Source organism: Pseudomarimonas arenosa, from assembly GCF_014841215.1.
Lineage (GTDB): Bacteria > Pseudomonadota > Gammaproteobacteria > Xanthomonadales > Xanthomonadaceae > Pseudomarimonas > Pseudomarimonas arenosa.
The window spans coordinates 1-25,934 of the sequence record NZ_JACYTR010000017.1; the positions used below are offsets into that span (position 1 = coordinate 1).

Annotated in this window: 14 protein-coding genes; 11 read left to right on the forward strand and 3 right to left on the reverse strand. The window is 63.8% G+C overall.

What is annotated here, in order from left to right; genetic code table 11:
* Positions 1 to 377: 377 nt before the first annotated feature.
* Both IFO71_RS10090 and IFO71_RS10095 read right to left on the reverse strand, forming a co-directional pair.
* Positions 378 to 788 (reverse strand): hypothetical protein, encoded by a 411-nt coding sequence (locus tag IFO71_RS10090; protein WP_192029507.1) that lies wholly within the window; start codon positions 786 to 788, stop codon positions 378 to 380.
* Between the two features lie 117 nt (positions 789 to 905).
* Positions 906 to 2,033 (reverse strand): serine hydrolase domain-containing protein, encoded by a 1,128-nt coding sequence (locus tag IFO71_RS10095; protein ID WP_192029508.1) that lies wholly within the window; start codon positions 2,031 to 2,033, stop codon positions 906 to 908.
* Between the two features lie 128 nt (positions 2,034 to 2,161).
* Here IFO71_RS10095 and IFO71_RS10100 point away from each other — a divergent pair, with 128 nt between their 5' ends.
* From IFO71_RS10100 to IFO71_RS10150, 11 genes are all read left to right on the forward strand, one after another.
* A complete protein-coding gene (locus tag IFO71_RS10100) occupies positions 2,162 to 2,536 on the forward strand; it encodes a DoxX family protein (protein ID WP_332309357.1) in 375 nt (124 codons plus the stop codon).
* A gap of 97 nt (positions 2,537 to 2,633) precedes the next feature.
* On the forward strand, positions 2,634 to 4,988 hold the full coding sequence (locus IFO71_RS10105) for a tetratricopeptide repeat protein (protein ID WP_192029509.1): 2,355 nt from the start codon (positions 2,634 to 2,636) through the stop codon (positions 4,986 to 4,988).
* A 108-nt stretch (positions 4,989 to 5,096) separates the two neighbouring features.
* Positions 5,097 to 5,852: a glutathione S-transferase N-terminal domain-containing protein gene (locus IFO71_RS10110; RefSeq protein WP_192029510.1), complete on the forward strand. Its 756-nt coding sequence runs from the start codon at positions 5,097 to 5,099 to the stop codon at positions 5,850 to 5,852.
* A 281-nt stretch (positions 5,853 to 6,133) separates the two neighbouring features.
* The gene (locus tag IFO71_RS10115; protein ID WP_192029511.1) at positions 6,134 to 7,294 is read left to right on the forward strand and encodes a helix-turn-helix transcriptional regulator; all 1,161 of its coding nucleotides are present in this window, start codon (positions 6,134 to 6,136) and stop codon (positions 7,292 to 7,294) included.
* A gap of 150 nt (positions 7,295 to 7,444) precedes the next feature.
* The gene (locus IFO71_RS10120; protein ID WP_192029512.1) at positions 7,445 to 9,328 is read left to right on the forward strand and encodes a hypothetical protein; all 1,884 of its coding nucleotides are present in this window, start codon (positions 7,445 to 7,447) and stop codon (positions 9,326 to 9,328) included.
* 9 nt (positions 9,329 to 9,337) lie between these two features.
* Positions 9,338 to 9,640, forward strand: a complete 303-nt coding sequence (locus IFO71_RS10125) for a hypothetical protein (RefSeq protein WP_192029513.1) — start codon at positions 9,338 to 9,340, stop codon at positions 9,638 to 9,640.
* A gap of 467 nt (positions 9,641 to 10,107) precedes the next feature.
* Positions 10,108 to 12,402 (forward strand): FG-GAP repeat protein, encoded by a 2,295-nt coding sequence (locus tag IFO71_RS10130; protein ID WP_192029514.1) that lies wholly within the window; start codon positions 10,108 to 10,110, stop codon positions 12,400 to 12,402.
* 7 nt (positions 12,403 to 12,409) lie between these two features.
* Positions 12,410 to 12,781, forward strand: coding sequence for a LuxR C-terminal-related transcriptional regulator (locus tag IFO71_RS10135; protein WP_192029515.1), 372 nt, complete (start codon positions 12,410 to 12,412; stop codon positions 12,779 to 12,781).
* A 147-nt stretch (positions 12,782 to 12,928) separates the two neighbouring features.
* Positions 12,929 to 17,713, forward strand: a complete 4,785-nt coding sequence (locus IFO71_RS10140; protein ID WP_192029516.1) for a beta strand repeat-containing protein — start codon at positions 12,929 to 12,931, stop codon at positions 17,711 to 17,713.
* Positions 17,714 to 17,727: 14 nt separating this feature from the next.
* Complete coding sequence (locus IFO71_RS10145) at positions 17,728 to 22,233, forward strand: fibronectin type III domain-containing protein (RefSeq protein ID WP_192029517.1); 4,506 nt, start codon at positions 17,728 to 17,730, stop codon at positions 22,231 to 22,233.
* 70 nt (positions 22,234 to 22,303) lie between these two features.
* Entirely contained in the window at positions 22,304 to 24,640 is a 2,337-nt protein-coding gene (locus IFO71_RS10150) for an FG-GAP repeat protein (protein ID WP_192029518.1), read from the forward strand.
* Between the two features lie 464 nt (positions 24,641 to 25,104).
* Here IFO71_RS10150 and fghA read toward each other — a convergent pair whose 3' ends face one another.
* A complete protein-coding gene (fghA, locus tag IFO71_RS10155) occupies positions 25,105 to 25,932 on the reverse strand; it encodes an S-formylglutathione hydrolase (protein ID WP_192029519.1) in 828 nt (275 codons plus the stop codon).
* Positions 25,933 to 25,934 lie beyond the last annotated feature (2 nt).

Genomic DNA, 25,934 nt, shown 5'->3' on the forward strand with positions numbered 1-25,934 from the left:
GGCGCGACGAGCCCAAGTGGTGGGCCCACTTGGGCGAGAAGCAACGCGGCAATCGGCGCAAAGGACCGGTGAGGGCCGTGCCAGCGCCGAAAGATCGCGAACACTCTGTTATCTCAACACCATTGGTCGAAACTCTCGCCCCGCTTGGAATTACCGGATCTTTCGGCGCGACCTCATGAAGTATCCGGGCTAGGTCTTGGTTTGCGGCAGTTACCTGCTCGATCATTCGCCTTCTCTTCATGCCGTGCGCCACCAGGCGGTTGTGAATTTGAACATGGCGTTCAACCCAAAACGGCATGGGCGGCCGAGGCGGCTGCCTGTGGTCCGCCCGGCCTTGCTTCGGCTAGCAGGCTGCTGAAACTCATTTCAGCAGACTGCTAGGAGCGCGCCCCGGTCTGCGCCACCCCCCAGGCGCGCATGTCCTCCAGCGTCTCGAACCGTCGGTACGGACAGAGGCGGGAAAACATCGACTCGAATACCGGGTGCATCAGTTTCTCGCCCTCGGTGCCAGGAAGCGCAACATGCGCGGCGGCTACCATGCCGAACTCGGCCACCATTCGTTCGGCCATCTGGGCATGCAGGCTCAGGGCTTCCGGCGTGCACATCATCGATTCTGAAACCACCGCCGCGCCGACCCAGGCACCACGCTCGGCAAACTCGTGCGCCAGCGGCAGAGAGACTGCCGCCCAGCGCCGGGTCAGCTCGCGATTCCAGGGCCCGCGGACATGGGTGATCAGCAACGGAAACGCCGCTTCCAGTCGCACGTCTCCATGGATGGAAAAGCTCATCGATCAACTCCGTCGGTCGGCCATCCGTGCATTGGGATTAACGGCGGCTTCATGGTAGACCAACTGGCGGATGCTTCGCAGTGCCGCTCGGGGCCCCTCACAGGTGTTTCACGCCTGTTATCCCTGCGGCTGCTCTGTGTTGCGCAAGCGCGCCGACCAGTACTTAGCACCAAGGTCCGCCAGAAGGCCGGATTCGCCGTTAAGCAGCATCACCAGGCCAGCGCGATGTTGGCGTGAATAGGAGATCTCGGCGACATAACCGTGCACCCAGCCGGCATGCAAGTAGATCGTTTCATCACCGATCTGGTAGATTCGCCAGCCCAGGCCATAATGTGCATCGGTCAGCAGGTCACGCCAGGCGCGCCGTTGCAGATCGCGGGTAGTGCGAACGCGCGGCTGGGTAAGCTCGCTGACCGTCTCGGGGGGGATGATGTCCGGGCTGTCACCGAGCTGGGCGGTCAGCCAGCGGGCAAGATCATTGGCGCTGGCATTGATGCCTGCTGCGGGCTCGACCTGGTAGTAGCCCGCTTGCACCTGGCCGGGCAGCCATCGGCCGGCTCTTTGCAGATGAGGATGCGCGCGGTCAGGGCTGGCCAGAAACGCCTTCATGCCGACCGAGGTGTTTTGCATCTTCAGCGGGATAATCAGGCGTTGCCGGATCTGCTCGGCGTAGGATTCTCCGGTAGCCTTTTCGATCACCGGTGCAGACAGTGCGAACAACACGTTCTGATAGGTGTAGCAGCGCCCCGGTGCGCACAGCGGCTTCAGGCTGCGGAACTGCGGCAGGATGCGATCCAGTGGCTGGTTGGCTTCGAGCAGGTTGTCATAGGCGTTCGAGACGATGCCGGTCGAGTGCGATAGCAGATGCTGCAGCTGCAACTGAGCGCCGTGTTGTGCCTGTTTGAAGGCAAGATCAGGCACCGCCCGGCCGACTTTGTCTTCCCAGTGCAGCTTGCCGTCGCGCACCAGCAGGGCAGTAAGTTGGGCGGCGAAAGTCTTCGATATCGAGGCGATGCGGAATACCGTATCGGCAGTCACTGGGTTGGCGTCTTCGATGCCGCGCACCCCCACGCCTCCCGATGCCAGCAATTTGCCATCCTCGATCACCGCCCAGGCGCCTCCGGGTATGCCGCGTTCGGTCAGTGCCGTCTTGAAGTGATCGCTGAATTCGTGTGTTGTGGGGCTGGCAGCCTGCAGGCCGCGGGCGGTCAGCAGCAAGAGGCAGGCGAACAATAATCTGGACATGAGCGGTGCGCGACCAAGACAGCCGAGATTGTTGACGATTCGGCGTTAACGGACCGTTGTCACTCGGCGAAGGCAGGCAGCCGGCCAGAAACATGCTTGAATGGAGTCCTGCCTTCAGGGGGGCGCCCGTGATCATTCGCCTGTTGACCTATCTTCTGGCCCTGGTGTTTTTCGCCTCGGGCGGTGCCAAGCTGGCGGCCCTGCCGTTTGAGCTTGAGGCCTTTGCGCGCTGGGGCTACCCGCTGTGGTTCATGTACCTCACCGGCGCGCTTGAAGTCGCAGGCGCACTGGGTCTGCTGATTCCACGGCTGTCGGCGCTGGCCGCGGCCTGCCTGGGGCTACTGATGATCGGTGCCGTGGCCACCCATGCCCTGCACGCCGAGTGGCCGATGCTGGCGCTGGCGAGCACGATCATGCTGCTGGCCGGGTGGCGTGGCTGGGTCGGACGGGCGCAGATCGCTTCCCTGTTCGTAACTCGGCCAGGGCAGGCAGGCGCCCCTTGAGCTCTGGTTTGTGCTGATCTGCCGGGCCGGCTTGCGTCGGCCTGAGGCAGCTCGGATACTGCCGCGCTGATCTTCTCGCTGACCCAAGGCAGACCCCGTGAGTAACGCTGCTAGCTCCGGCACTCCGTCATCAGTGTGGCGCCAAGTGCGTCAGCGACATCTGATTCCGGTGCTTACCGGTTGGTTCGGCCTATGTTGGGCGCTGATCGAGTTTTCCTCCTTCCTGGTACAGCGCTACGCCCTGCCCGAGTACCTGATCGACATGGTCTTTGCCGGTATGTGGGTGCTGTTGCCCACGGTGGTGCTGTTGACTTGGTGGATCGGCGAGGTCGGCGCCATGCACTGGACCCGGTCGCGCGCGCTGAGTATTGGGGTACTGCTGCTGGCTGGCCTGGCCACGGCTTGGCAGGCGCCACGCTTTATTGGCGGCCCCACACAACACAAAGCTTCACTTGCGAACGCCGTCGATGGCAGCGAGACGGCGGCGAAATCGTCCTCGACAGCGGTCGTCGTGCCGCGGGTCGTGCTGTTTCCCTTCAAGGTGCAGGGCGCAGCCGAGGATCAGTGGCTGGGCGCCGCCATGGCGGTCTTGACGCGCTACGATCTGCTATTCGATCCGCGGCTCGACGCCTCGTATGCATCGGCCGGGCTGCTGTCCACGCTGCGTGCTCAAGGGGGTCGAAACTTCGATGGTGCCAGTCGGGCGATGCTGCGCAACGCTGCGCTGGCTCAGGCCTATCAGGTGATGGTCAGCGGCGAAGTCAGCGTCGGCGCCAGCGGGCTGACCGTTCGCGCCTCAGTGCAGGGTCTGAATCCCGACCGGGATCTCGGCGCGATCGAGTTTGAGGCGCAGGATGTGTGGTCGGCGGTGGATCAGTTGGCAGCACTGCTGCGCGAGCAGGTCAGCAGCACCGATCGCGATCAGCCAGGTAGAGATGCGCCCTTGCTGAGCATTACCACCGACTCGCTTCCGGCGCTTCGCGCCTACGTGGAAGCCCTCGTTGTCGAAGTGCAGGACAACGACTATCCGCGTGCCGCTGAACTGCTGGATCAAGCGATTGCCCTGGATGGCAATTTCGTCGCTGCCGACGTGCAGCGCTTCCTGGTTCGTGCCCAGTTGGGCGACATCCTGCAAGCCCGGCAGATTGCTCAGGCGTTGGCGCCGCGCACCGGCATGTTGCCAGACCGACTGCGTTTCACCATGCAGGCGATTCAGGCTTCAGCTGTCGGTCGCGAGCAGGTGCTTGGGGTGTACCGGCTGTGGTCGAAGCGGGCGCCTCATGATCGAGAGCCGCAATTGATGTTGGCACGCATGGAGCTGAGCGATGCGCCGGATGATCCGGCCATCTGGCAACGCTTGCAGCAATTGGCGATCGAATCGGGCAGCGCCTCAGAGCTGCTGAGCTTGGCCTCATCGGCCTTGCTTCGCGAACTGCCCGATCAGGCCAGGGAGCTGGCCACGCTGGCCGCTCAACGCAACCCGATGGAGATTGGCGCGCCGCTGCTGATGGCCGAGATTGCGCGCCTGGAGGGACGCCATGACGAGGCCCTGCGTGCACTGGACGAAGCAGCCCTGCTACGCCCGGAGCTGATCTCGCCCGTGCTCAGCCGAGCTGACGTGCTGTTCAGCACCGGGCGCTGGGAGGAGGCCTTGCGCGTTATTGAAAACGCGCGCCAACGAACCGAGCACAATCCCACTGCTCGTATCAATGTGCTGAGAAAGCAAATCGATCTGCTGCGCAGCCTGGGGCGACAGCAGGCGGCCTTCGATGTGTTGATGGACCTGATGGAGATGGAGCGCTCTCGCTCTGCGCCGGTGATGATGGCGCACAACCTCAACGGTTACATAGGCGTGTACGCCAGCGTCAAAGGCGTACAGGCAGCGCGTGAATGGATGGCCCAATGGAACATCTCGGAAGACCCCAGGTTGCGTGAACATGCCCTAGCCAATCTCGATCTGGTCCTGGGTCTGCAGCTGCTGGACCGCTCGCTTTATTTCCAGGGGCTGGAGAAACTCGAATTGGCCTGGCAGCAGAGCGGCGCACCGCTGTCGGTTTCGGCGCTGATCTATCAGCGTCTGGGGCAGGCCTGGCAGGCCGGCACTCCTGAGAGTCTGGCCGCCTGGGCAGAAACGCTGGAAGAGTTTCAGTACGTGCTGGCGGCGTCGAATCAGCCGATGAGTCAACTGCAGAGCTGGCATGCCATGCTGGTCGAGATTGCCCTGCAGCATGGCCAGCACGCCTTTGCCCGCCCCTGGCTGGAGAAACTGCAGCGCGCTGAGCCGGAAGGTCCGACCGTGCTCTGGTGGTCGCTGCGCGCCGCGCTTCTGGCTGGCGATCAGGCGGCAGCCACTGGATACGGCAAGCAGCTGCAGGCGGCTTGGAAAGACGCCGACCCCGGATTCGACCGCTTGGCCGAGTTCCGGGCGCTGACGGCCAGCTTGCCGCTATAGTCTCCCACTCTCTGCGCAAGCGGCCGCGCTTGCTCGGGCAGCAGGCCGCTTGAAGCCCGCGCTGCCCGGCGTAGTACCCTGGCGTTACACGTCTCGATGGACCCGGCCATGCCTCAGCCTCCGATGCCCGATCTGATTCGTTCCTTGCTGGCATCCACTGCCCGCGGTTGGCGCGGCACCCAGGTGTTGCGGGCGGTGAAGGCGCCAGCGAAACAATTGGTGGTGTTCGATCGCGAGAACGATCCGGAATGCCGGCTGCTGCGCGAGGTGTTGACCGAGCTGCAACTCGACGCGCTGATCCAGCCCTGCCCGGAAGGCGGACGGCGCTTTGCGCAGAAGCTGCCGCGTGGGGCCCGCCTGCCGTATCTGATCGATCGCAATGAAGATGCCAGGCTGCAGGGTGTGCGCGACTGTCTTGGCCATCTGTTGCAGCACTATGCTGGCATCGGATGGGCCCGGCATCTGCTGACCAGCTGGCCGATGCGACTCAGCTCGCAACTGGCCTCGCGGTTGCGCGGTCGACAAGGCGCGCTGGCACGGCCTTCACGCTCACCGCGCAAACCGCTGGAGTTGTACAGCTTCGAATCCAGCCCTTACTCGCGCCTGGTGCGCGAGCGCCTTTGCGAACTTGAGTTGCCCTGGGTGCTGCGCAGCTTTGGCAAGGAGCAACTCAGCGATTGGGGGCCGCCCAACCTGCGCTTCAGCCTGCGGCCTTGGGCAGCGAAGCCAGGCGGCAGACGTGAAGCCATGTTAAGTGACACCGGCAAGGCGCAGGTGCCGTATCTGATCGATCCGAATCAAGGCGTGGAACTGTTTGAATCAACCGAAATCCTGCGTCACCTCGATCAGTACTACGCGCGCTGATTGCTGCAATGCCGCCGTCCCGGAGGTTGCCCGCGCGTGTTGTCTGAAGCGCGCCCTATTGGGCTTCCGACACAAGTCGATTGAGGTCTGCGCATTGCGAGACAGGTTGCAATTCACCGAGTCTCTCCCGCAAGGGGAGAGGGGCTGTACAGCGCCTGTCTCTCAAATCGGAAAGATAGATACCTGCCCGACAGGTCTGCCTACGGGTTAGAACAGCACCGCGTGCATCTCGCCGGGCCCTAGCTCTATGATGCGCCAGGCTCGTCACCGGAAGATGCGGTATGCCCAACGCTCGGCTTGATCTCGATGGTCTGGTGCAGGGTCTGTATGGCTCCTTGGTCGACGCCATGCAGTTCGAGAGCGCGCTGGCGCAGATCGCCCGGGCGTTCAATTCGCACTTCTGCGCCATCCACACCGAAGACTTCGGCCTGGCCCGCGGCAGTGCTGAAGCAGTGGCCGAGTTGTCAGCGCTGGATATCGGCCATGTCACCCATCGCTATCAGGAGCAGTGGGCCACCGAGAACATCTGGATGCGACGCAGTTTGCCGGGCTTTCTCGAGCAGGGGTGGCAGCACGGGCAGGCAGTGGTCAGCGACAGCGAGTTTCTGCGCAGCGCCTATTACCTGCACTTTCTGCGCGATTTGGATATTCGCTATGGCGCCGGGATCTGTGTCTGGCGCGACTCCAGTCTCAATCTGTCGGTGGTCTCGATCAATCGCAGCGCCAGCGCAGGACCGTTCAGCCCCGATGAGCTGCATATCATTGCCAAGCTGCAGCCGCACCTCAGCAACGCCTACGCCCTGTATCGACGCATCGCCAGGCTGGAGTCCAAAGTTCAGTCATTCCGGGCCGGATTCGAGTGCAGCCCGATCGGCATATTGATACTCAGTCGCGATGGCGCCGTGCTGAAGGCCAATCTGCAGGCAGAGCAGGTGTTGCATGCCCACAGCGGTGTCTCCCGCGGGGGTGGCGCACGGCTGCAGTTTGCCAGCCCAGCTCATCGGCAGCAGTTCGAGACCGCCCTGCTGGCCTTGAAGCTGCAGCACGAGACGCCACGCCCGCAATCGGTGCTGATTGCTTCGCTTGATCAGCGTGACAAAGGCATTGTGATGCATCTATGTGCTATGCCTTCGGTGTGCGGCGGCTTTCCGGAATCGGAAGGTCAAGTGCTGGTGTATCTCACTGGACTCGACAGCAGTCAGATCGATCGCCTGGCGCAGCAGACCCTGCAAGTGGTGTTCAACTTCACCGCCAAAGAGGCCGAGGTCGCCCTGGCCTTGCAGAACGACACTGATCTGCAGGGCTGCGCCGAGCTGCTCGGAATTGGTCTGGAAACCGTACGCACCCATCTCAAGCGCTGCTTTCAGAAGACCGGCACGCGCAGCCAGCGCGAACTGGCGCGGGTGCTCGATCGCGTGCTGGGTTCATTGCCCAAGCTTTGATCAGGCGGTCCCCCGATCGGGGGATTCGCAATCCATAGCAGAAGAGTAGTTTGTCCCCAGGTGACATGCAGGGATCGGGACAAGGCCGCGTTTCCTCCACGCAGTGCGGCGACCTGCAAGGTCAGTGGGCAAGCAACGCAGGGGGCTGCAATGTCGAAGCAGAAGGCGGGCATTTCCAATGTCCTGATTGGAATGGCATTGGCGTTGGCAGGGGTGGCCCAGGCGGTACCTCCCCCACGTACCCTGAACTATCAAGGTGAGCTGCGCACCAGCGGCGGCAGTCCGGTTAACGGGGCGCAGTCGATCGTATTTTCGCTGTATGACGTTGCTTCCGGTGGGTCGGCTCTGTGGACCGAAACCGACTCGGTGGTAGTGGTGGACGGCCGCTTCCAGGCCGAACTCGGCGACGGCAACGCCATCCCCGAGGAGTTGCTGAACCGTCAGCTCTGGCTCGGCGTGCGGGTCGGCAGTGATTCTGAAATGACCCCGAGAACCAAGCTGGCAGCGGCACCCTACGCCGTTCGCGCGCTGCAGACCATGCACAACGAACTGCGTGTGCCGGCCGAAGCCAGCGCCAGCGAAAACGGACTGGCGCTACTGGCGGCGATGACGGTCGCCAGCGCCGCGGGCGGCAACCCATTCGTAGTCCGACTTGATGCCGGTACTTATGATCTTGGCAATCAGGCCCTGGTGTTGCCGCGTGGCACGGTGCTGCAAGGTGCCGGGAAACTGAACACTACAGTTCGCTCGACTGCCGACAGCGCAACCGTGCACATGCAGTCGTTTTCTGAGTTGGCCGATGTGTTGGTGTTCAACAATGGTGCGCCAGCGGGGAACGCCCCAGGGGGCGCTGTATTGGTGATCAATAACGATAGTTCGAGAGCGGAGCAGGTGCGCATATCCGACGCCAATCTGTGGGCCGATGCCCCAGGCGCCGCCAGCGAGCGCAAGGTGGGGTTGCTGATCTGCAATGCGCAAGCTGTGACCATTCGCAATTCCTACCTGCGTGCCAGCGGCGGCAATCACGCCCGTGGATTGTCGGTGGAGTGCCTTCCGCTCGCTACCAATGTGCAGTTGTTTGAAGTGGAAGTGGCCGCGGATGGTGGCAACACCACCACGATTGGCGCCGAGATCATCGCCAACTTCAGCTTGGTGCGTGGCCTGGTGGCTCGCGCAACGCCATCGGCCAGCGCAGCGCAGACTCAGCTCATGGGTGTTTTTGTCCGCGACAGCGAGTCGGCAGGTCGATTCGAAGATGTGCTGGTCAATGCCCAGTCTTCCACCTCGACGGCGCTTCCCTTGGCGAGAATATTTGGCTTCGCCATCCACCGCGTGCAGAACATCGAGATCGATGATGGTCAGGTGGCTTCCAGCGGACGCGCCTATGCGATCTCTGGCCTTGATCTGTTCGAAGTGGACAACGCCTTGGTCAACGATGTTCAGGTGTTCGTCTCCGGTACGGCGGCGGCGAACATGAGTGAATCTTTCCCGGTCGTGCAAGGGATTGCCGCAGGCGATTCCCAGCTCGATCTGCATGACTCGCATGTCTCGGTAGGCTGTCTTGCCGACAACGAGTTGTACTGCAATGCGCTGAATCGCGGGGTGTCGCCTGCGCGCCAGAACGTCGGTCTCTGGGTGCGCAATTCATTACTGCAGGTGTTTGCCGGCCAGGCGCTTACCATGGGGTCAGAAGACCCCTCGCTCACTACCGTGCTGACCGGCGCCGGCCCGATATCGGTTCTGCATTCAACGCTGGAGCAGAACTCAGCCAACGGTTGGGCGCTGAATCCCTACACCAACGGCGGCGCGGTCACCACGCACCTGACCGCGTCACACTCTCGACTGGTCTCCACTGCGGCAGCGGCTGGCCCGGCCTGTTTGGGAGCAAGCATAGGCGGCGATGCCAATTACACATTCTTTATTGCGCATACCCAGCTGATCGGTGGCATTTGCAACGGCACCGGCACGTGTTCCGCGACGACCAATCGAGGCTTCGGCTTCAATCCCGAGACCTGTCCCCCGGGCAATCTCTAGGAGCTGGCCATGCAGCTAAACGCACGAGGGCTGATGCGCGGTGCTGTGGCCTCGCTGTTGCTGTGCTGTGCGCCCAACAGCACGGCTACTGACGCCACGAGCGAAAACTTCCGCTTAACAGGCGGTCCCAGCGCCGGCTCAGCCGTGATGCAGTCTGAGAGTCTGCAGCTGCAACTGATTGTTTTGAAGGGCGAGCCGGCCGGGATAAGCAGCAGCGAGTCGTTCAGTGTATCGGGCGGCCCCTTGCCGCCTGCCTCGCTGCCGGGGCCGAGGGTGTTTGCTGATGGATTTGAAACCCAACCGTTGCCCTGAGACGGACAACGTATTGATCTCGCGGTTGCCACGCTGGCTGAGCCAGTCGAAGCCAGCCGAACGAAGCCAACGTTCATGCCGGTTGCCGCCGCGTCTGCCGATGACCTCAGCAGGCGCCAGCAAGCCATCAGGTTGCGGGTCGATCGCTGCGAGCTACATCAGAACGCTTCAGAGCCTCGCCATGCCAGACACCCTTCGGCGAGCTCAGGGTGCGTTAGCTCCGCGCCAATTGCTCCGCTGTCCGTGCCAGTCGAAGCCAGCCGAACGAGGTCAGTGCGCGATCGGTGCCTCGAGCCAGTCCCGCCTCCGCGCCCCATTGAGTGAACTAATTCACCTTTCCGGCATATCCCCCGATCAGGGGATGCTTTGTCATTCGACAAGAGCATAGGCTGAACGCCTACGGTGATTCACCCTGGGGGGGCGTTCAGGTGGCTACGAAGCGAGTGGGGTGGTTGATTGCGGCATGTGTGCTTGCCCTACCGGCGTGGGCGCAGCTGCCGGTACCGGATTACGCCGATGAGGCGGATCCTTCTGACAACTTGGGTAGCGACGTGGTCGCAGCGGGCGATACCGTCGTTTTCAGCCCGTTCGTGGACGTTCGTAGCGACGACAATTTTTTCGCTTTCGAGCGCGTTGGTGGGAGCTGGCAGCGTAGCGGTCAGTTCCAACAGCGCTCGCAAGTATTCTCCGGAGGTGGCTCGCAGGGTACGAGCCTCTCCAGCGACGGCCGCCTGCTGGTCGTCCACCACCCATTTGTTGATGTCGGCGTCGAGCTCAGTGCGGGCGCCGTCAACGTCTATGAGCGTGGCGGCGCGGGCTGGGTGGAACTGGCCGCCCTGCAAGCACCCACGCCCACCGCTGGGGCTCGCTACGGTGGAGGCAGTGACATCGAGGGTGACTGGCTGATCGTAGGTGCGCCAGGAGAGCCGGTTGCCTCCAATACCACCGACCCCGGCCGCGCGTTTGTATACGAGCGCGTTGGGAATAACTATGTGTTTCGCCAGGAGCTGATTCCGCCGGATGGCGTGGCTCAAGACCGATTTGGCTATCTGGTGGATTTCAGCGGGAACCAGGTGCTGATCAATGCGCGATCACACCTTAATCCGAATAACTCGCGTGGCGCCGTATACGTATACGAACTGAGTGGCGGCACCTGGCAGTACGTGCAAACCCTGGCTACAGGTTCGCGCAACCTTACATCAGTCGATGGTGATCTTCTGGTCGCCCGTTCGGGTACCGGCGGCACTCAGCTGTTCAGTCGCTCAGCCGGTACTTGGGCGGCGGCGGGTCCAGGGCCAAGCATTGCCGATTTCCTTTGGGAGCTAGTGATTAAAGACGGCGCCGTTCCTCGGATGGCAGGTCTTATTGTGCCCGGCGCTGAAGACGAAGTGTATTTGTCGGAGTTTCGCGGAGGTGCCTGGTCTACGCCGGCCAAGGTGAATCTGCCGGTGGCACCAGGGCCGTTCGCTGGCACTACCTTGGCACTCACCGAGACCCATTTATTCGCGGGAGACCCCTACCGCAGCTTTAATCGGGTAGTCGAACAAGGTGTCGGCTACGCATTTGCTTTGGGCACTGGCTCGCCGGTGCTGGAACGCACGTTTGTGCACGGCAATGGCTTGTTGGGCGATTTGCTGGGCGGATTGGTTGCCATTGACGGTGATTGGGCCTTGGCCGCTTCGCGCGGGCGTGACCAACTCGGCGCAACAGATGCCGGCGCCGTGTACATGTACAAACGTGGCGTTAGCGATTGGGAGCTTATGCAGTCTCTCTCGCCGCCAAGCGCGGCGCAATCCTTCGATGTGTTTGGCACGGGTGCGGCGATGGCCGGTGATCTTGCCGTCGTGGCCTCACAGGCCGAAGTCGCTGGCGTGCTGAATATTGGGCGAGCCGATGTTTATCGACGAACCGGCGATCAATGGAACTGGGTGTGCGAGCTGCCGCCGCCTTTTGAGCGCGGCGCGGCCAACTCCGGATTCAGCAACCTGTTCACCAACGGTGAGCATGTAGTGGCTCTGTTCAACAACGGGTGGTACAGCTGGCGGGTAGTCGCCGACGATTGCGTGTCGACCGGTGGACTCTCGCCCACGGGTCAGCCAGCTTCACTGTCGGTCAATGCGATCACCACGCCTGGACGATTGCTGATCAGGCAGACGATCAGCGGCGTGACCGACTGGCACGTGATGGACTTTGACGGTAGCCAATGGGTGCGCACCAACGGCTTTGCCTATAGCGGCCAGTGCCAGTTTGAGGTCTACGCAGCCTTCAAGACGCCGCAGCAGCTGGCGGTGGGGTGCCTGTTCCCCACCCTGGCGCCGGGTGCCACCACGGCTCCGCTGGCTCGGCTGATGGAAGAAACTGCCGGCGTCTGGAGTCAGACCGCGGTGATTGAGGCCGACAGCCCCGGCAAACAGCCGCTGGGCATTTCCTGGGGTAGCGATCTGGTGATATCGGTAGGCGAAGGCAATCAGTTTGTGGAAGTCCAGGTGCAGTTCGAACCGGCCTACACCCAGACCCAGCGTTTGTTGGTCGGCGATGCTGAGTGTTCCGGTAGCTTCTACACCCGAACGGCGGCCAACGCACAGCGCATCGTGACCGGCTGCTCCGAAGCCAACACCGCCGCTGGCCGACGCTCGGGGAAGCTGTACTTCTTCGAGCGTGGCCCGACAGTGGCCAAGGGCACGCCGCTGTTCAACGCGCCGCAGGAAGTGATTCCGCCCCCCACCATCAAGATCGTTCTGGATTCATTCGAGTCGCCCTGATCGCGACGTGAGCCGAGGCGTCCTGCGCCTCGGCTCGCATCGAGACGTGTTGCAGGTCTGCCAAACCTTGGAGGGCAGCCAGATGTCGACACCCGAAGTCATCGACCGCCCCGCCGCCCGATCAGGCAAAGGCGCTGCCTTGCTCGAGCGCGGCGCCAAGCAGCTGGCCTGTACCCACCGTATCACCGATCGCGAACTCTCCGTGCTCAGCCTGCTCCTCACTGACCTCAGCCTCGCCGCCATTGCCCGCACTCTCGGCATGGGGGTGGAAACCGTGCGCAGCCACAACCGCAGCATTTTTCTCAAGTGCGGTGTTAAGTCGCGCATTGCGCTGATTCTGTTGGTGGTGGACATGGCGGATTGCACCGCAATCGCATGAGCAATCAAAGATCTAGCCGACGCCGCAGCACAACATCGGAACACCGCAATGACTTCGCATCCAGTTCACCTCGTTACCGCTTCCGCAGACTTGGGTAGCCCATGTGCTTGGCGCCGTCTGATCATCGGCCTACTACTCGGGGCAGGCATGGCCACCCCCTTGCCCCTGCTGGCCTCAACCGAGCCGGCAGCGATGTCGATGACCGAGGTGGCCGACAAGGCCAGTGCCGAATCGAAATCGCAACAAGTGATCGAGCGCTTGCCCGATGGCCGGGTGCGGATGACCGCGCCGATGCAGGATCTAGAAGCGCTGATCGGGCCCGAGGGTACCGCGCTTCGTTCCACCGACGAGGCCGGTGAAGCGGCGTTTCAGTGGCGGGTGCAGGGTTTAGGTCGCGGCAACCATGTATTGCCGCTATCGTCGAGCGGTGCGGTGGCCATCATGGGCGACCTGGTGCAAGTGCAGCGCCCGGGCCTGATCGAAGAGTATCAGGCGAATGCCGACGGCATTCGACAAGATTTCGTTGTGGCCGTGCGGCCGGCGGGCGAAGCGGAGCTGGTGCTGGAACTGTCTGCTCAAGGCGCAGGGCTGGCGCCGGTGGCGCAGCACGAAGGCAAGGCGGTTGCAGTCCATCTGGCCGATGGGCGCGTATTGCACTACCACCGGTTGCAGGTGACCGACGCCACCGGCGCCGTGCTAGCGGCGCGGATGGATGTGACTGCCGCCGGTGTGCTTCGGATTGCGGTGTCGGATCAGGGGGCTGAGTATCCGCTGCGTATCGATCCGACGTTTAGCGATTCGGATTGGACGGCGCTCGATGTGCCTGGCTTTGACAGCATTGTTAACGCCGTAGTTTGGACCGGTAACGACCTTTACGTGGGCGGGGGTTTTACCGCTGCAAATGGAACAGCAGCTAACTACATCGCGGTGTGGAACGGCAGTAGTTGGGCCACTCTGGGCAGTGGAATGAATGGTAGTGTGCACGCTCTGGCCTGGGACGCGGCCAACAGTCGCCTATTCGCGGGTGGGAACTTCAGTGCCGCCGGGGGAGCCGAGGCGTCTTTTATCGCGGTATGGGATGGCGGCAGCTGGGCGGCACTAGGTAGCGGAATGGGCAGCAGCGTCTTCGCATTGGCTTGGGACGCTGGCAACAGTCGGCTCTTTGCGGGCGGCTTCTTCACCACCGCTGGCGGCGTCTCGGCTAACCGCATTGCGGTGTGGGATGGCAGTAGTTGGGCGGCCTTAGGCAGCGGTATGGGTAGCCAAGTGTCCGCCCTGGCCTGGGACGCGGCAAACAGCCGACTTTATGCGGGTGGCCAATTCACCACTGCCGGCGGCGCCTCGGCCAACCGCATTGCGGTGTGGGATGGCAGTAACTGGGCAGCGCTGGGCAGCGGCATGAACAACAGCGTGTCCGCCTTGGCCTGGGATGCTGCTAGCAGTCGGCTTTTTGTGGGCGGTGCATTCAGCACCGCCGGCGGTGTCTCTGCGTTTCACGTCGCGGTATGGGAGGGTAGCGCCTGGGCGGCGCTTGGCAGCGGTGCGAGCAGCTTCGTGCACGCCCTAGCCTGGGACGCGGCCAACAGCAGGCTCTTTGCGGGCGGGGCGTTCGGCAATGCTGGCGGTGTCTCGGCCAGCCGCATCGCAGTTTGGGACGGCAGTAGCTGGGCGGCGCTGGGAAGTGGCATGGACAGTGATGTGCGCGCCATAGCCCTGGACACGACCAACAGCCGACTTTACGTGGGTGGCTTCTTCACCGCAGCTGGTGGCGGCTCTGCCAATCATGTCGCAATGTGGGATGGCAGTAGCTGGGCGTCGCTGGGCAGCGGCATGAAGGGCGAACTGCATGCCCTCGCTTGGGACGCGGCCAACAGCCGGCTCTTTGCGGCGGGCTATTTTTCAACCGCCGGCGTCGCTGCGGTGAACCGCATCGCGGTGTGGGACGGTAACACCTGGGCCACTATGGGCAGTGGTGTGGGCGGCGGTGGTGTGTTCGCCCTGACCTGGGACGCTGCCTCTAGTCGGCTCTACGCCGGAGGAAATTTCACCACCGCCGGGGGCTCGGCGGCCAATCGCATCGCGGTGTGGGATGGCACCAGCTGGGCGGCACTGGGAAGTGGTGTGGACAGTGATGTACGTGCGCTAGCTTGGGATACTGACAACGCCCGACTTTATGCGGGCGGCCAATTCACCACTGCCGGGGGCGCCTCGGCCAACCGCATCGCGATGTGGGATGGCACCAGCTGGGCGGCACTGGGCAGCGGCATGAACGGGGGCATCGGAGCCCTGGCCTGGGATGCGGCTAACAGCCGGCTCTATGCGGCGGGATTTTTCTCCACCGCCGGGGGCGCGTCGGCCAACAACATCGCGGTGTGGGACGGCAGCGCTTGGGCGGCGCTGGGCAGCGGCGTGAGCAGCAGCGTGGGGGCCTTGGCCTGGGATGCCGGCAACAACCGGCTCTACGCAGGGGGCTTCTTCAACTCCGCCGGGGGTGCGGTGGCGAACTACGTGGCGGTGTGGGATGGCAGCGCCTGGGCAGCCCTGGGCAATGGCCTGAACAACTTTGTGCTCGCCCTGGCATGGGACGCAGGCAGCAGCCGCCTCTACGCGGGGGGCTTTTTCACCTCCGCCGGGGGCTTTGCCGCCAACCGAATCGCGGTGTGGGACGGCAGCACTTGGGCAGTGCTGGGCAGCGGAATGGACAGCGCCGTGCGCGCCCTGGCCTGGGATGCCGGAAACCGCCGGCTATATGCAGGCGGCGACTTCAACGCCGCCGGTGCGCTGCCAGCTCGTGTGGCGCAGGCGCAATTCGGTCAGGCGCAGAGCATCACATTTGCCAACCCGGGCGCGCAGAACTTCGGCAGCGCCCCGACCCTGACCGCGACGGCCAGCTCCGGCCTAACGATTAGCTTCACTTCTACGTCTACCGACGTCTGTACGACCACCGTCGGCGGTTCGCTCACTTTCCTGACTAGCGGTACATGCACCATCCGCGCCGACCAGGCTGGCGATGCCACCTACGACTCTGCTTCGCCGGTGCTGCAGAGCTTTGCCGTAAACGCAGTCGTGCCTGGCGCTCCTGCCGTCGGCTCCGCCACTTCTGGTAATGCGTCAGCGAGCATCTCATTCGCCACGCCCGCCTTTGACGGCGGCAGCCCCATCACTGGCTACACCGCCACCAGTTCCCCCGGGGGCCTGAGCAGCAGCGGTTGCACTGAGTCACCGTGCACGGTGAGTGGCCTGACCAACGGCACGGCCTACACCTTTACCGTGACTGCCACCAATGGCGTGGGCACAAGCGCGCCGTCGGCGGCATCGAATAGCGTGACGCCAGTGGCGAGCCAGGCGATCAGCTTCGGCAGCGCGCCGACGGTGCTGGTGGAGGGGACGGGGGCGCTGTCAGCGACCGGCGGTGGGTCGGGTAACCCCGTGGTGTTCAGTTCGCAAACCACGGGCGTGTGCACGGTAAGTGGAACGAATGGTTCGACCGTCACCGGTGTCACTGTGGGCAGCTGCACCATCGCGGCCAATCAGGCCGGGAGTGCTGCCTACGCCGCCGCGCCGGAGGTGACGCAAACCTTTGCCATCGGCCAGGGCAGTCAAACCATCAGCTTTGCCGCCTTGAGCGATCGCCCGGACAACGATCCGCCGTTCAGCGTGTCGGCGACCGGCGGCAATTCGAGTCAGCCGGTGACCTTTGCCTCGCAGACCACTGGGGTGTGTACCACCTCGGGGACGAATGGCAGCACGGTGACGTTGACCGTCGGCAATGTTGGCACGTGTACGATTCGCGCCAGTCAGGCCGGCGATGTGAATTACACCGCGGCGGCCGATGTCGATCGCAGCTTTACGGTGTCGGATTCGAATCAGCCGCCGACGATTGCGATGAATTCGACGCTCACTGTGCTGGAGGATGGCAGCGGCAGCTTGGCGATTACCGTCGGCGACGATCGCACTGCACCGGGTAGCCTGGTGTTAAGCGCTAGCAGCGACAACCAGGCGCTGATCACCGATGCGGCGCTGGCCGCCGGGCTTGGCGGCAGCGGCGCCAACCGCACGTTAAGCCTGAACCTGGTGCCGAACGGCAACGGCGTGGCGGTGATCACGGTCGAGGTAAGCGATGGTAATGGCGCGACCCATCAGGCGCAGACCACGCTGACGGTGACGCCGGTGAACGATCCGCCGACGGCGAGCGTTGCCGGTGATCCGGCATTGCCGGCCGGTACCAGCGGCGCGCAATCCGTCAGCGGCTTCGTCAGTGGTCTCAGCGCCGGCCCGGCCAACGAGGCCAGCCAAACCGCCTCGGTGGAGGTTGAGGTGGTGCGAGACCTCGCTGGCGTGCTGCAGGCCATCAGCGTCGATGCCGGCGGCAGTCTGCAGTACACACTGAGCGGCACCAGCGGTGCAGCGCGCATTCGCTTCACGCCGATCGACAACGGCGGCACGGCCAACGGCGGTGCCGATCGCGGCACGCCGGTGATTCGTCGCATCTCGGTCGGTCGTGGTGCCGACCTGGGTCTGGTGATTCGCCGCAATCAACCGGAGCCAAGACACTTGGCCGAAGCCATCGCCAAAGGCAGCACCCTGGCCGACTACAGCATCGAGGTGCACAACTACGGCCCGGATGCGGTGGACGATCTGCAGCTGCAGGTCGCCGCCCCGATCGGATTGAACGCGGTGTTGTGGAGCTGCGCCCCGAGCTGCGTGCCACCCGGCGGCAGCGGTGCGGCGCAAACGCAATTCGACCTCGCCGTCGGCAACAGCGCCGAACTGAACATTACCGGTGAAATCGACCCGACGCAGAACTTCGTCGAGATCAGCGCCGAGGTCACCGCCCCGGTCGGCACCGAAGTGCTGTTGGGCGACGACGACCGCCAGGTGCTGATCGAGCCGGCCCGTGCTGAGGCGGTTTACAAGAGTGGGTTTGAGTAATCGTGGAGCAGACGATGAACATGAGTGTTGAGTGGGCCGAAGCTCGAGCACAGTTCCGCCGTGGACAGCCAAGGGCCCGGGTCACCACGGGCCGCGGCCGCCCGCTGCGCCGAGTCCTGGTAGCGGCGCTTCTTCTGACGCTCGCACCCGTTCATCAGGCCTTGTCCAACTGCGGCAACGGCTGCACCTTCAGTTTCGTCGGCGCTGCGCAAACCCACACTGTGCCGGCGAACGTGTCGACGATTACCGTTTCTGCCACCGGCGCTGGCGGAGGCGCAGGCTCCAGCACAAATGGCACCGGCGGCGCAGGCGGATCCGGCGAGTTCGTGGAGGATACGTTCTCCGTCAGTGCAGGCGACGAGTTGCAAATCTTGATCGGTCAAGGTGGCAACAAGGGCAACGCGCGAAGTGGCGGAGGCGGAGGCGGCGCCTCTGGAGTCACCAATAGCACCACCGCCACCTTGCTGATCGTGGCGGGCGGCGGTGGTGGTGGCGGTGGTGGAAGTGGAGGTTCAGCTGGCGGATCGGGTGGTGACGCGCACTTCGGCAGCAATGGCGCAAATGGCGCAGGCGGCGCGGCAGGCGGCTTCACGGCCTCAGGGGCGACCGGCGGCGCCGGTGCTACCGGAGCAGGTAGCGGTTCCTTCGGCCCGATTGGTGCAGGTGGCAACGGTGGTGGGTCAGGCGGCGGTAGCGGCGGTGGTGCCAGTGGTGGTGGCGTGGTTGGCGGCAGCGGCTGCAGCTCGGGCGATACCGGTGGCGGCGGTGGCGGCGGTGGCTACGCCGGTGGTGGCGGTGGCGCGTGCGCGGGAAACGGCAACGGCGGTGGCGGCGCAGGATCGAACTTTGGTGGAAACCCGGCCCTAGGCTACTCGGCCGGTAACGGCGGCACGTCGTCCCCGGATCTGGCGGGCGCGCACGGCTCCGTGACTTTAACCTACCGTTTCGATCAGACCATTCAGTTTGGCACTGCACCCAGCATCACGGTCGGCGGCACCGGCAGCGTCAGCGCTAGCGGCGGTGGATCTGGCAATGCCGTGGTGTTCACCTCGCAAACGCTTGGCGTATGCACCATCAGCGATGATGTGGTGACTGGCGTTTCAGTGGGCAGCTGCACCATTGCAGCCAATCAGGCGGGGGCCACGCAGTACAACGCCGCGGCCGAGGAAACCCAAACCTTCAGTATCAGCGCCGTCGTTCCCGGTGCACCCACCGACGTGGCTGCAGTGGCAGGCGATGGAGCCGCCAGCGTGAGTTTCACCGTTCCCAATGATGACGGCGGCAGCGCGATTACCGGCTACACCGCCACCAGTTCCCCCGAGGGAAGGACGAGCAGTGGCTGCACGTCATCGCCCTGCACGGTCACCGGCCTGACCAATGGCACGGCCTACACGTTCACCGTTACCGCGACCAACAGCGTGGGCGCGGGACCGGCTTCGGCGGCGTCGAACAGCGTCACCCCGCATCCGCCAGAGACCTGCAATGGCATTGACGATGATCTGGACGGCACGATCGACAATAACCTCACCGATGCACCTTCCAACTCAGGCGCCTGGGCAGAGCCTGGCAACTGTTGCAGCCATTCCACTACCAACTGGTGTCCGCCACCCGGTGGAACCTGCAGTGGACTGGGCGTCTTGCTCGGTACTGCGCCGGCGACTTGCAGAGCCGGCACGCTTACTTGCAGTGGCGGCGCATGGGTGGTGCAGGGTGCGGTGCCTCCGACGCCAGAGATCTGCGATTCACTCGACAACGACTGCGACGGCGAGGTGGACGAAAACGCTTGCCCGCCCGCCGCGCCCACCGATGCCTTGGCAACGGCTGGCGATGGACAAGCGACTATCAGTTTCACCGCGCCTGACAATGACGGCGGCAGCCCGATCACCGGCTACACCGCCACCAGCTCCCCCGAGGGACGGACGAGCAGCGGCTGCACGTCATCGCCGTGCACGGTCACCGGCCTGACCAATGGCACGGCCTACACCTTCACCGTTACCGCGACCAACAGCGTGGGCACGGGACCGGCTTCGGCGCCGTCGAACAGCGTCACCCCGCATCCGCCAGAAACCTGCAATGGCATTGACGATGATCTGGACGGCACGATCGACAATAATCTCACCGACGCGCCTTCCAACTCAGGCGGCTGGTCGAATCCGGGTAATTGTTGCAGCCACTCCACAACCAACTGGTGTCCGCCCGCTGGCGGAACCTGCAGCGGCCTAGGCAACCTTGTTGGCACGGCACCCGCGGTCTGCCGGGTGGGAACGCTGACCTGCAGTGGCGGCGCGTGGGTGGTACAGGGTGCGGTGTCGCCGACGCCGGAGATCTGCGATTCACTCGACAACGACTGCGACGGCGAGGTCGATGAGCAAGCCTGCGTTGCCGGTGCGCCGACCAATGTCGTTGCCGTGCCGGGTGTCGAATCGGCACGCATCACTTTTGACGCGCCAACGGACTCTGGCAGCGATCCAATCTTGTTTTACCAGGCGGAGTCGGAGCCGATTGCTGGCATCGGGACCTGCAATGGGCCCGGGGCATGCGAAATCGAAGTGAGCGGGCTTACCAATGGGCAGAGCTACACCTTCACCGTGCGGGCGTCCAGTCTCGCGGGTTTCAGCGCAGCATCACTGCCCTCCAACGCCGTTGTGCCAGGGAATATCCCCGATGCCCCGGCGGATGTGATTGCCACCGCGGGTGATGCCTCTGCCAGCATTGCCTTCAGTTTACCCAGCAACGGCGGCAGCCCCATCACCGGCTACACCGCCACCAGTTCCCCCGAGGGCCTGACCAGTAGCGGTTGCACTGGATCACCGTGTACGGTGACTGGGCTGACGAACGGTACGGCCTACACCTTTACCGTGACCGCGACCAATGGCGTGGGTACCAGCGCGCCGTCGGCGGTGTCGAATAGCGTCACGCCAGTGGCGAGCCAGGCGATCAGCTTCGGCAGCGCGCCGACGGTGCTGGTGGAGGGGACGGGGGCGCTGTCGGCGACCGGCGGTGGGTCGGGTAACCCCGTGGTGTTCAGTTCGCAAACCACGGGCGTGTGCACGGTAAGTGGAACGAATGGTTCGACCGTCACCGGTGTCACTGTGGGCAGCTGCACCATCGCGGCCAATCAGGCCGGGAGTGCTGCCTACGCCGCCGCGCCGGAGGTGACGCAAAGCTTTGCCATCGGCCAGGGCAGTCAAACCATCAGCTTCGCCGCCTTGAGCGATCGCCCGGACAATGATCCGCCGTTCAGTGTGTCGGCCAGCGGCGGCAATTCGAGTCAGCCGGTGACCTTTGCCTCGCAGACCACCGGGGTGTGTACCACTTCGGGGACGAATGGCAGCACGGTGACGCTGACCATCGGCAATCTTGGCACCTGTACGATTCGCGCCAGTCAGGCCGGCGATGTGAACTACACCGCGGCGGCCGATGTCGATCGCAGCTTTACGGTGTCGGATTCGAATCAGCCGCCGACGATTGCGATGAATTCGACGCTCACTGTGCTGGAGGATGGCAGCGGCAGCTTGGCGATTACCGTCGGCGACGATCGCACTGCACCGGGTAGCCTGGTGTTAAGCGCTAGCAGCGACAACCAGGCGCTGATCACCGATGCGGCGCTGGCCGCCGGGCTTGGCGGCAGCGGCGCCAACCGCACGTTAAGCCTGAACCTGGTGCCGAACGGCAACGGCGAGGCGGTGATTACCCTGGAAGTCGACGATGGCGACGGCGCGACCCATCAGGCGCAAAGCACCCTGACGGTCACCCCCGTCAACGATCCGCCGACGGCGAGCTTTGCCGGTGACCAAGCGCTGCCAGCGGGCAGCAGCGGCGCGCAGTCGGTTGGCGGCTTTGTCAGCGGCCTTAGCGCCGGCCCGGCCAATGAGGGCAGCCAAACCGCCTCGGTGGAGGTGGAGGTAGTGCGCGATCTGTCCGGCGTACTGCAGACCATCAGCGTCGATGCCGGCGGCACTCTGCACTACACGCTGAGCGGCACTAGCGGCGCGGCGCGGATTCGAGTCACACCGGTCGACAACGGCGGCACTGCCAACGGCGGCGCCGATCGCGGCACGCCGGTGATTCGTCGCATCTCGGTCGGACGTGGTGCCGATCTGGGTCTGGTGATTCGCCGCAACCAACCCGCCCCACGCCTGCTGGCCGAGGCGATTGCCAAGGGCAGCACCCTGGCCGACTACAGCGTCGAGGTGCACAACTACGGCCCGGATGCGGTGGATGATCTGCAGCTGCGAGTCGGCGCGCCGGTTGGATTGAACGCGGTGTTGTGGAGCTGCGCCCCGAGCTGCGTGCCGCCCGGCGGCAGCGGTGCGGCGCAAACGCAATTTGACCTCGCCGTCGGCAACAGCGCCGAACTGAACATTACCGGTGAAATCGACCCGACGCAGAACTTCGTCGAGATCAGCGCCGAGGTCACCGCCCCGGTCGGCACCGAAGTGCTGTTGGGCGATGACGACCGCCAGGTGCTGATCGAGCCGGCCCGTGCTGAGGCGGTTTACAAGAGTGGGTTTGAGTAGGGTGCACAGGTGGTGGACCGATTTGATAAGTAACGCGGCGACGGCCGCACAGGGGGGCGTTATGCGATTCATGAAGCAAGCGGTTTTACTGTCGGCCGTGCTGGCCACCTCGCTGGCACAGGCGCAGCTATCGGTGCCGGACTACGCCGATGAGGCGGATTCCTTCGATGAGTTTGGTGCGGATGTGGCGGCGGCAGGTGTCAGCGTCGTGTTCAGTCCGTTTTCGGGCGTGCGATCAGATGACAATTTCTTTGCGTTTGAACAGGTTGGCGGAAGCTGGCAGCGCAGCGGTCAGTTCCAGCAGCTGTCGCAAACCTTTGGTGGCATTGCCGGCAACTCTGCCAGCCTTTCCCCTGACGGCAACTTGCTGGCCATAGGGCATCCGTTCGTCAGTGTTCTGGGCAATGAAAACTCAGGTGCCGTCACGGTGTATGAGCGCGGCGTCGATGGCTGGACGCAGCTGGCTCACGTGGAGTCGGTAGTGCCGATTGCACAAGGCCGATTCGGCGGCGGTCGTGCCATCGATGATCGTTGGTTGATCGTCGGGCAGCCCGGCAACCCGCAAGTGAGCAACACGACCGATCCTGGACGCGCCTATGTGTTCGAGAGGGTTGGCAACAACTACGTCTACCGACAGGAACTGACGGCGCCTGACGGCGTGCCGCGCGATCGATTCGGTTACTACGTCGATCTGTCTGGCGATCAGCTGATCGTCAACGCGCGCTCCCACCTCAATTCCGACATGCAGAGGGGCGCGGAGTACGTCTTCGAGCTCAACGGCGGCACCTGGCAATACGCTCAAACCATCGCCACCGGCGCGATCGCCTTCCGGGCCATCCATGGAGATGTGTTGGCCACCTGGCTGCCACCCAGTGCGACCACCCTGCAGTTGCATCGGCGAACCGCCGGGGTCTGGGCGGTGGCCGAAGAGGGACCCACCTTCCCAGAGCCGTGGAACGATCTGGCTGTCTTCGATGGGGCCGTGCCGCGCGTTGCCGCGACGGTCATTTCGGGTGGCGTTGATCAGATCTATCTATCCGAGTTTCGCAACGATGCGTGGACAACCCCCGTCCAGATCTCGTTGCCCTCACAGCCGCAAGCTGGGAATGCGTCGGTTGCGCTGACCGACACCCACTTGTTTGTCGGCGATCCGACGCGGTCATTCAATCGCGTTTCCGGGCAAGGCGTGGGCTACGGGTTCTCCCTCGCCGGCGCGTCTCCAGTACTGGAAAAAACATTTGTCCACGGCAACGGCCTGTTAGGCGACCTATTCGGGTTGTCAGTGGACATCGATGGCGACTGGGTACTGGCGACCGCGCAAGGGCGCGATGAGCTTGGCGATGCCGGGCGAGTGCCGGACGCCGGAGCGGTGTACATGTACCGTCGTCAAGGCCAGTTGGACTGGGTGCGCCAGCAAGCACTAACGCCGCCGCAGACCTTGGCGGCCTTCGACAGCTTTGGAAGCGGCGGGGCGCTGGGCGGCGATTTAGCCGTGGTCACCTCCAAATCCACGGTCGATGGCGTCCCCAACATCGGGCGTGCCGATGTGTATCTGCGCGATGGACTGGATTGGAATTGGGCCTGCGAGTTGCCCTTGCCGGTGGATCGGTCTGTTGCGACGCAGGGCTTTGCGTTGCCCTTGCTCACCGATGGCGAACACGTGATTGCTCGCTTCAACGGCGGCAACTTTGCCTGGCGCGTGGTTGGCTCAGCCTGCAATTTAGTTGGCGAGATCAGCGTGTCCGGCGTGCCGAACACGAGCCTGTTTCTGGCGACCATCGCGACCGGGCGGCTGCTGGCGCGTAATGCGCAGAACGGCGACTGGCATGTGCTGGATTTCGACGGTATGTCCTGGGTGCGCAGCGGCGGCTTTGCCCGTAGCAGCTCGTGCGGGTTCGAGGCCAGCGCCGCCTTCCGCAGCACCACGCAAGTGGCCATTGCCTGCGGCTTTCCCACGCGCAACCTGATGGCCGGCACCACGCCAGCAGCGCGCATGCTGGAGGAAACGGGAGGCGTGTGGAACCAGACCCAGGTGATCGAGATCGCGAGTACCACGCTTGAGGCGCGACAGATCAGCTGGGGCACGGGTTTGGTACTGGGGTTGGCCGTGGGCAACCTGATCAACGAGTACCGCGTGTTTTACGAACCCGATTACACCAGCACCCAGGCCTTGCTCGCCGGCGACCCGGATTGCACCAATACCTTCGCCAACTTTCACGCCGCCAGCGGCACCCGCTTCGTGGTGGGCTGCCATGAGGCCAACACCGCGGCCGGCAGGCGCTCGGGGAAGGTTTACATCTTCGAGCGGGTGGTAACCGCAAAAGGCGCGGGCGCCTACGGCACGCCGCAGAACACCCTGCCGCCGCCGCCGATCCGGGTGATTGCCGATTCGTTTGAGTCGCCTTAGCCAAGCGTTGAGGTGTGTTGTAGCTCCGCTCCCCCTCACCCCAACCCCTCTCCCTCCAGGGGAGAGGGGCTCGATTCACTTCACTTCGCGGCCCGGCTGCAATTTGGACAAGACGCGCTGGGAGACTTTCGCGCCCGCATTCCATAACGTGTCGATACGCCAAGCGTCCGCTTTGCTCCCCTCTCCCCTCGTGGGAGAGGGGCGGGGGAGAGGGGGCAGACACTCTATGCGCTGGACGCTCCCCCTCACCCCAACCCCTCTCCCTCCAGGGGAGAGGGGCTCGAATCACTTCGCCTCGCGGCCCGGCTGCAATTTGGACACGACGCGCCGGGAGACTTTTGCTTCCGCATTCCATAACGTGTCGATACGCCGAGCGTCCGCTTTGCTCCCCTCTCCCCTCGCGGGAGCGGGGCGGGGGAGAGGGGTATCGCCGGCACAGGCCAACGAATCGGATTCACTCTGCGCTAACCAAGAGCGGCGGCATGATGGGCAATGTGCTCGCCGATAAAGCTGGCGACAAAGTAGTAGCTGTGGTCGTAACCGGGTTGCAGCCGAAGCTGCAGTGGATGATGGTGCTGCTCGCACGCCTGTCGCAGTCGATCAGGTTGAAGCTGTGCGTTAAGAAACGGGTCGGCTTCGCCTTGGTCGATCAGCAGGGGCAGGCGCTCTGCCGCGGTCGCAATCAGCGCCACGCTGTCATGCTGCCGCCAGTCCTCGGGGCGATCGCCCAGATAGGCTCGCAAGGCCTTCTGTCCCCAGGGCACCTCACTCGGGTTCACGATCGGGGCGAAGGCTGAGACGCTGTGATAGCGGCCAGGATTGCGCAGGGCGATGGTGAGCGCGCCGTGGCCGCCCATCGAGTGGCCGCTGATGCCGCGCGCCTGCGTAACGGGTAGGTTCGACTCGATCAAGGCGGGCAGTTCGTCGACGATGTAGTCGTACATCCGGTAATGCGATGACCAGGGTGATTCAGTGGCATTGAGATAAAAGCCTGCACCCTGGCCGAGGTCGTCGGCGGGATCATCGGCAACACCTTCGCCGCGCGGACTGGTGTCCGGCGCGACGATGATCAGGCCGTGCTCGGCGGCGTAGCGCTGGGCGCCGGCCTTGGTGATGAAGTTCTGTTCGGTGCAGGTAAGGCCAGAGAGCCAATACAGCACGGGGCAGGGCGCTCGCTCGGCCTGGGGAGGCAGATAGACGCCAAAGCGCATTGTGCAGTTAAGAGTGGGCGAGGCGTGTTGGTAGACATCCTGCCAGCCGCCAAAGCAGGCGCGGTGCTCGATTTGTTGCATGA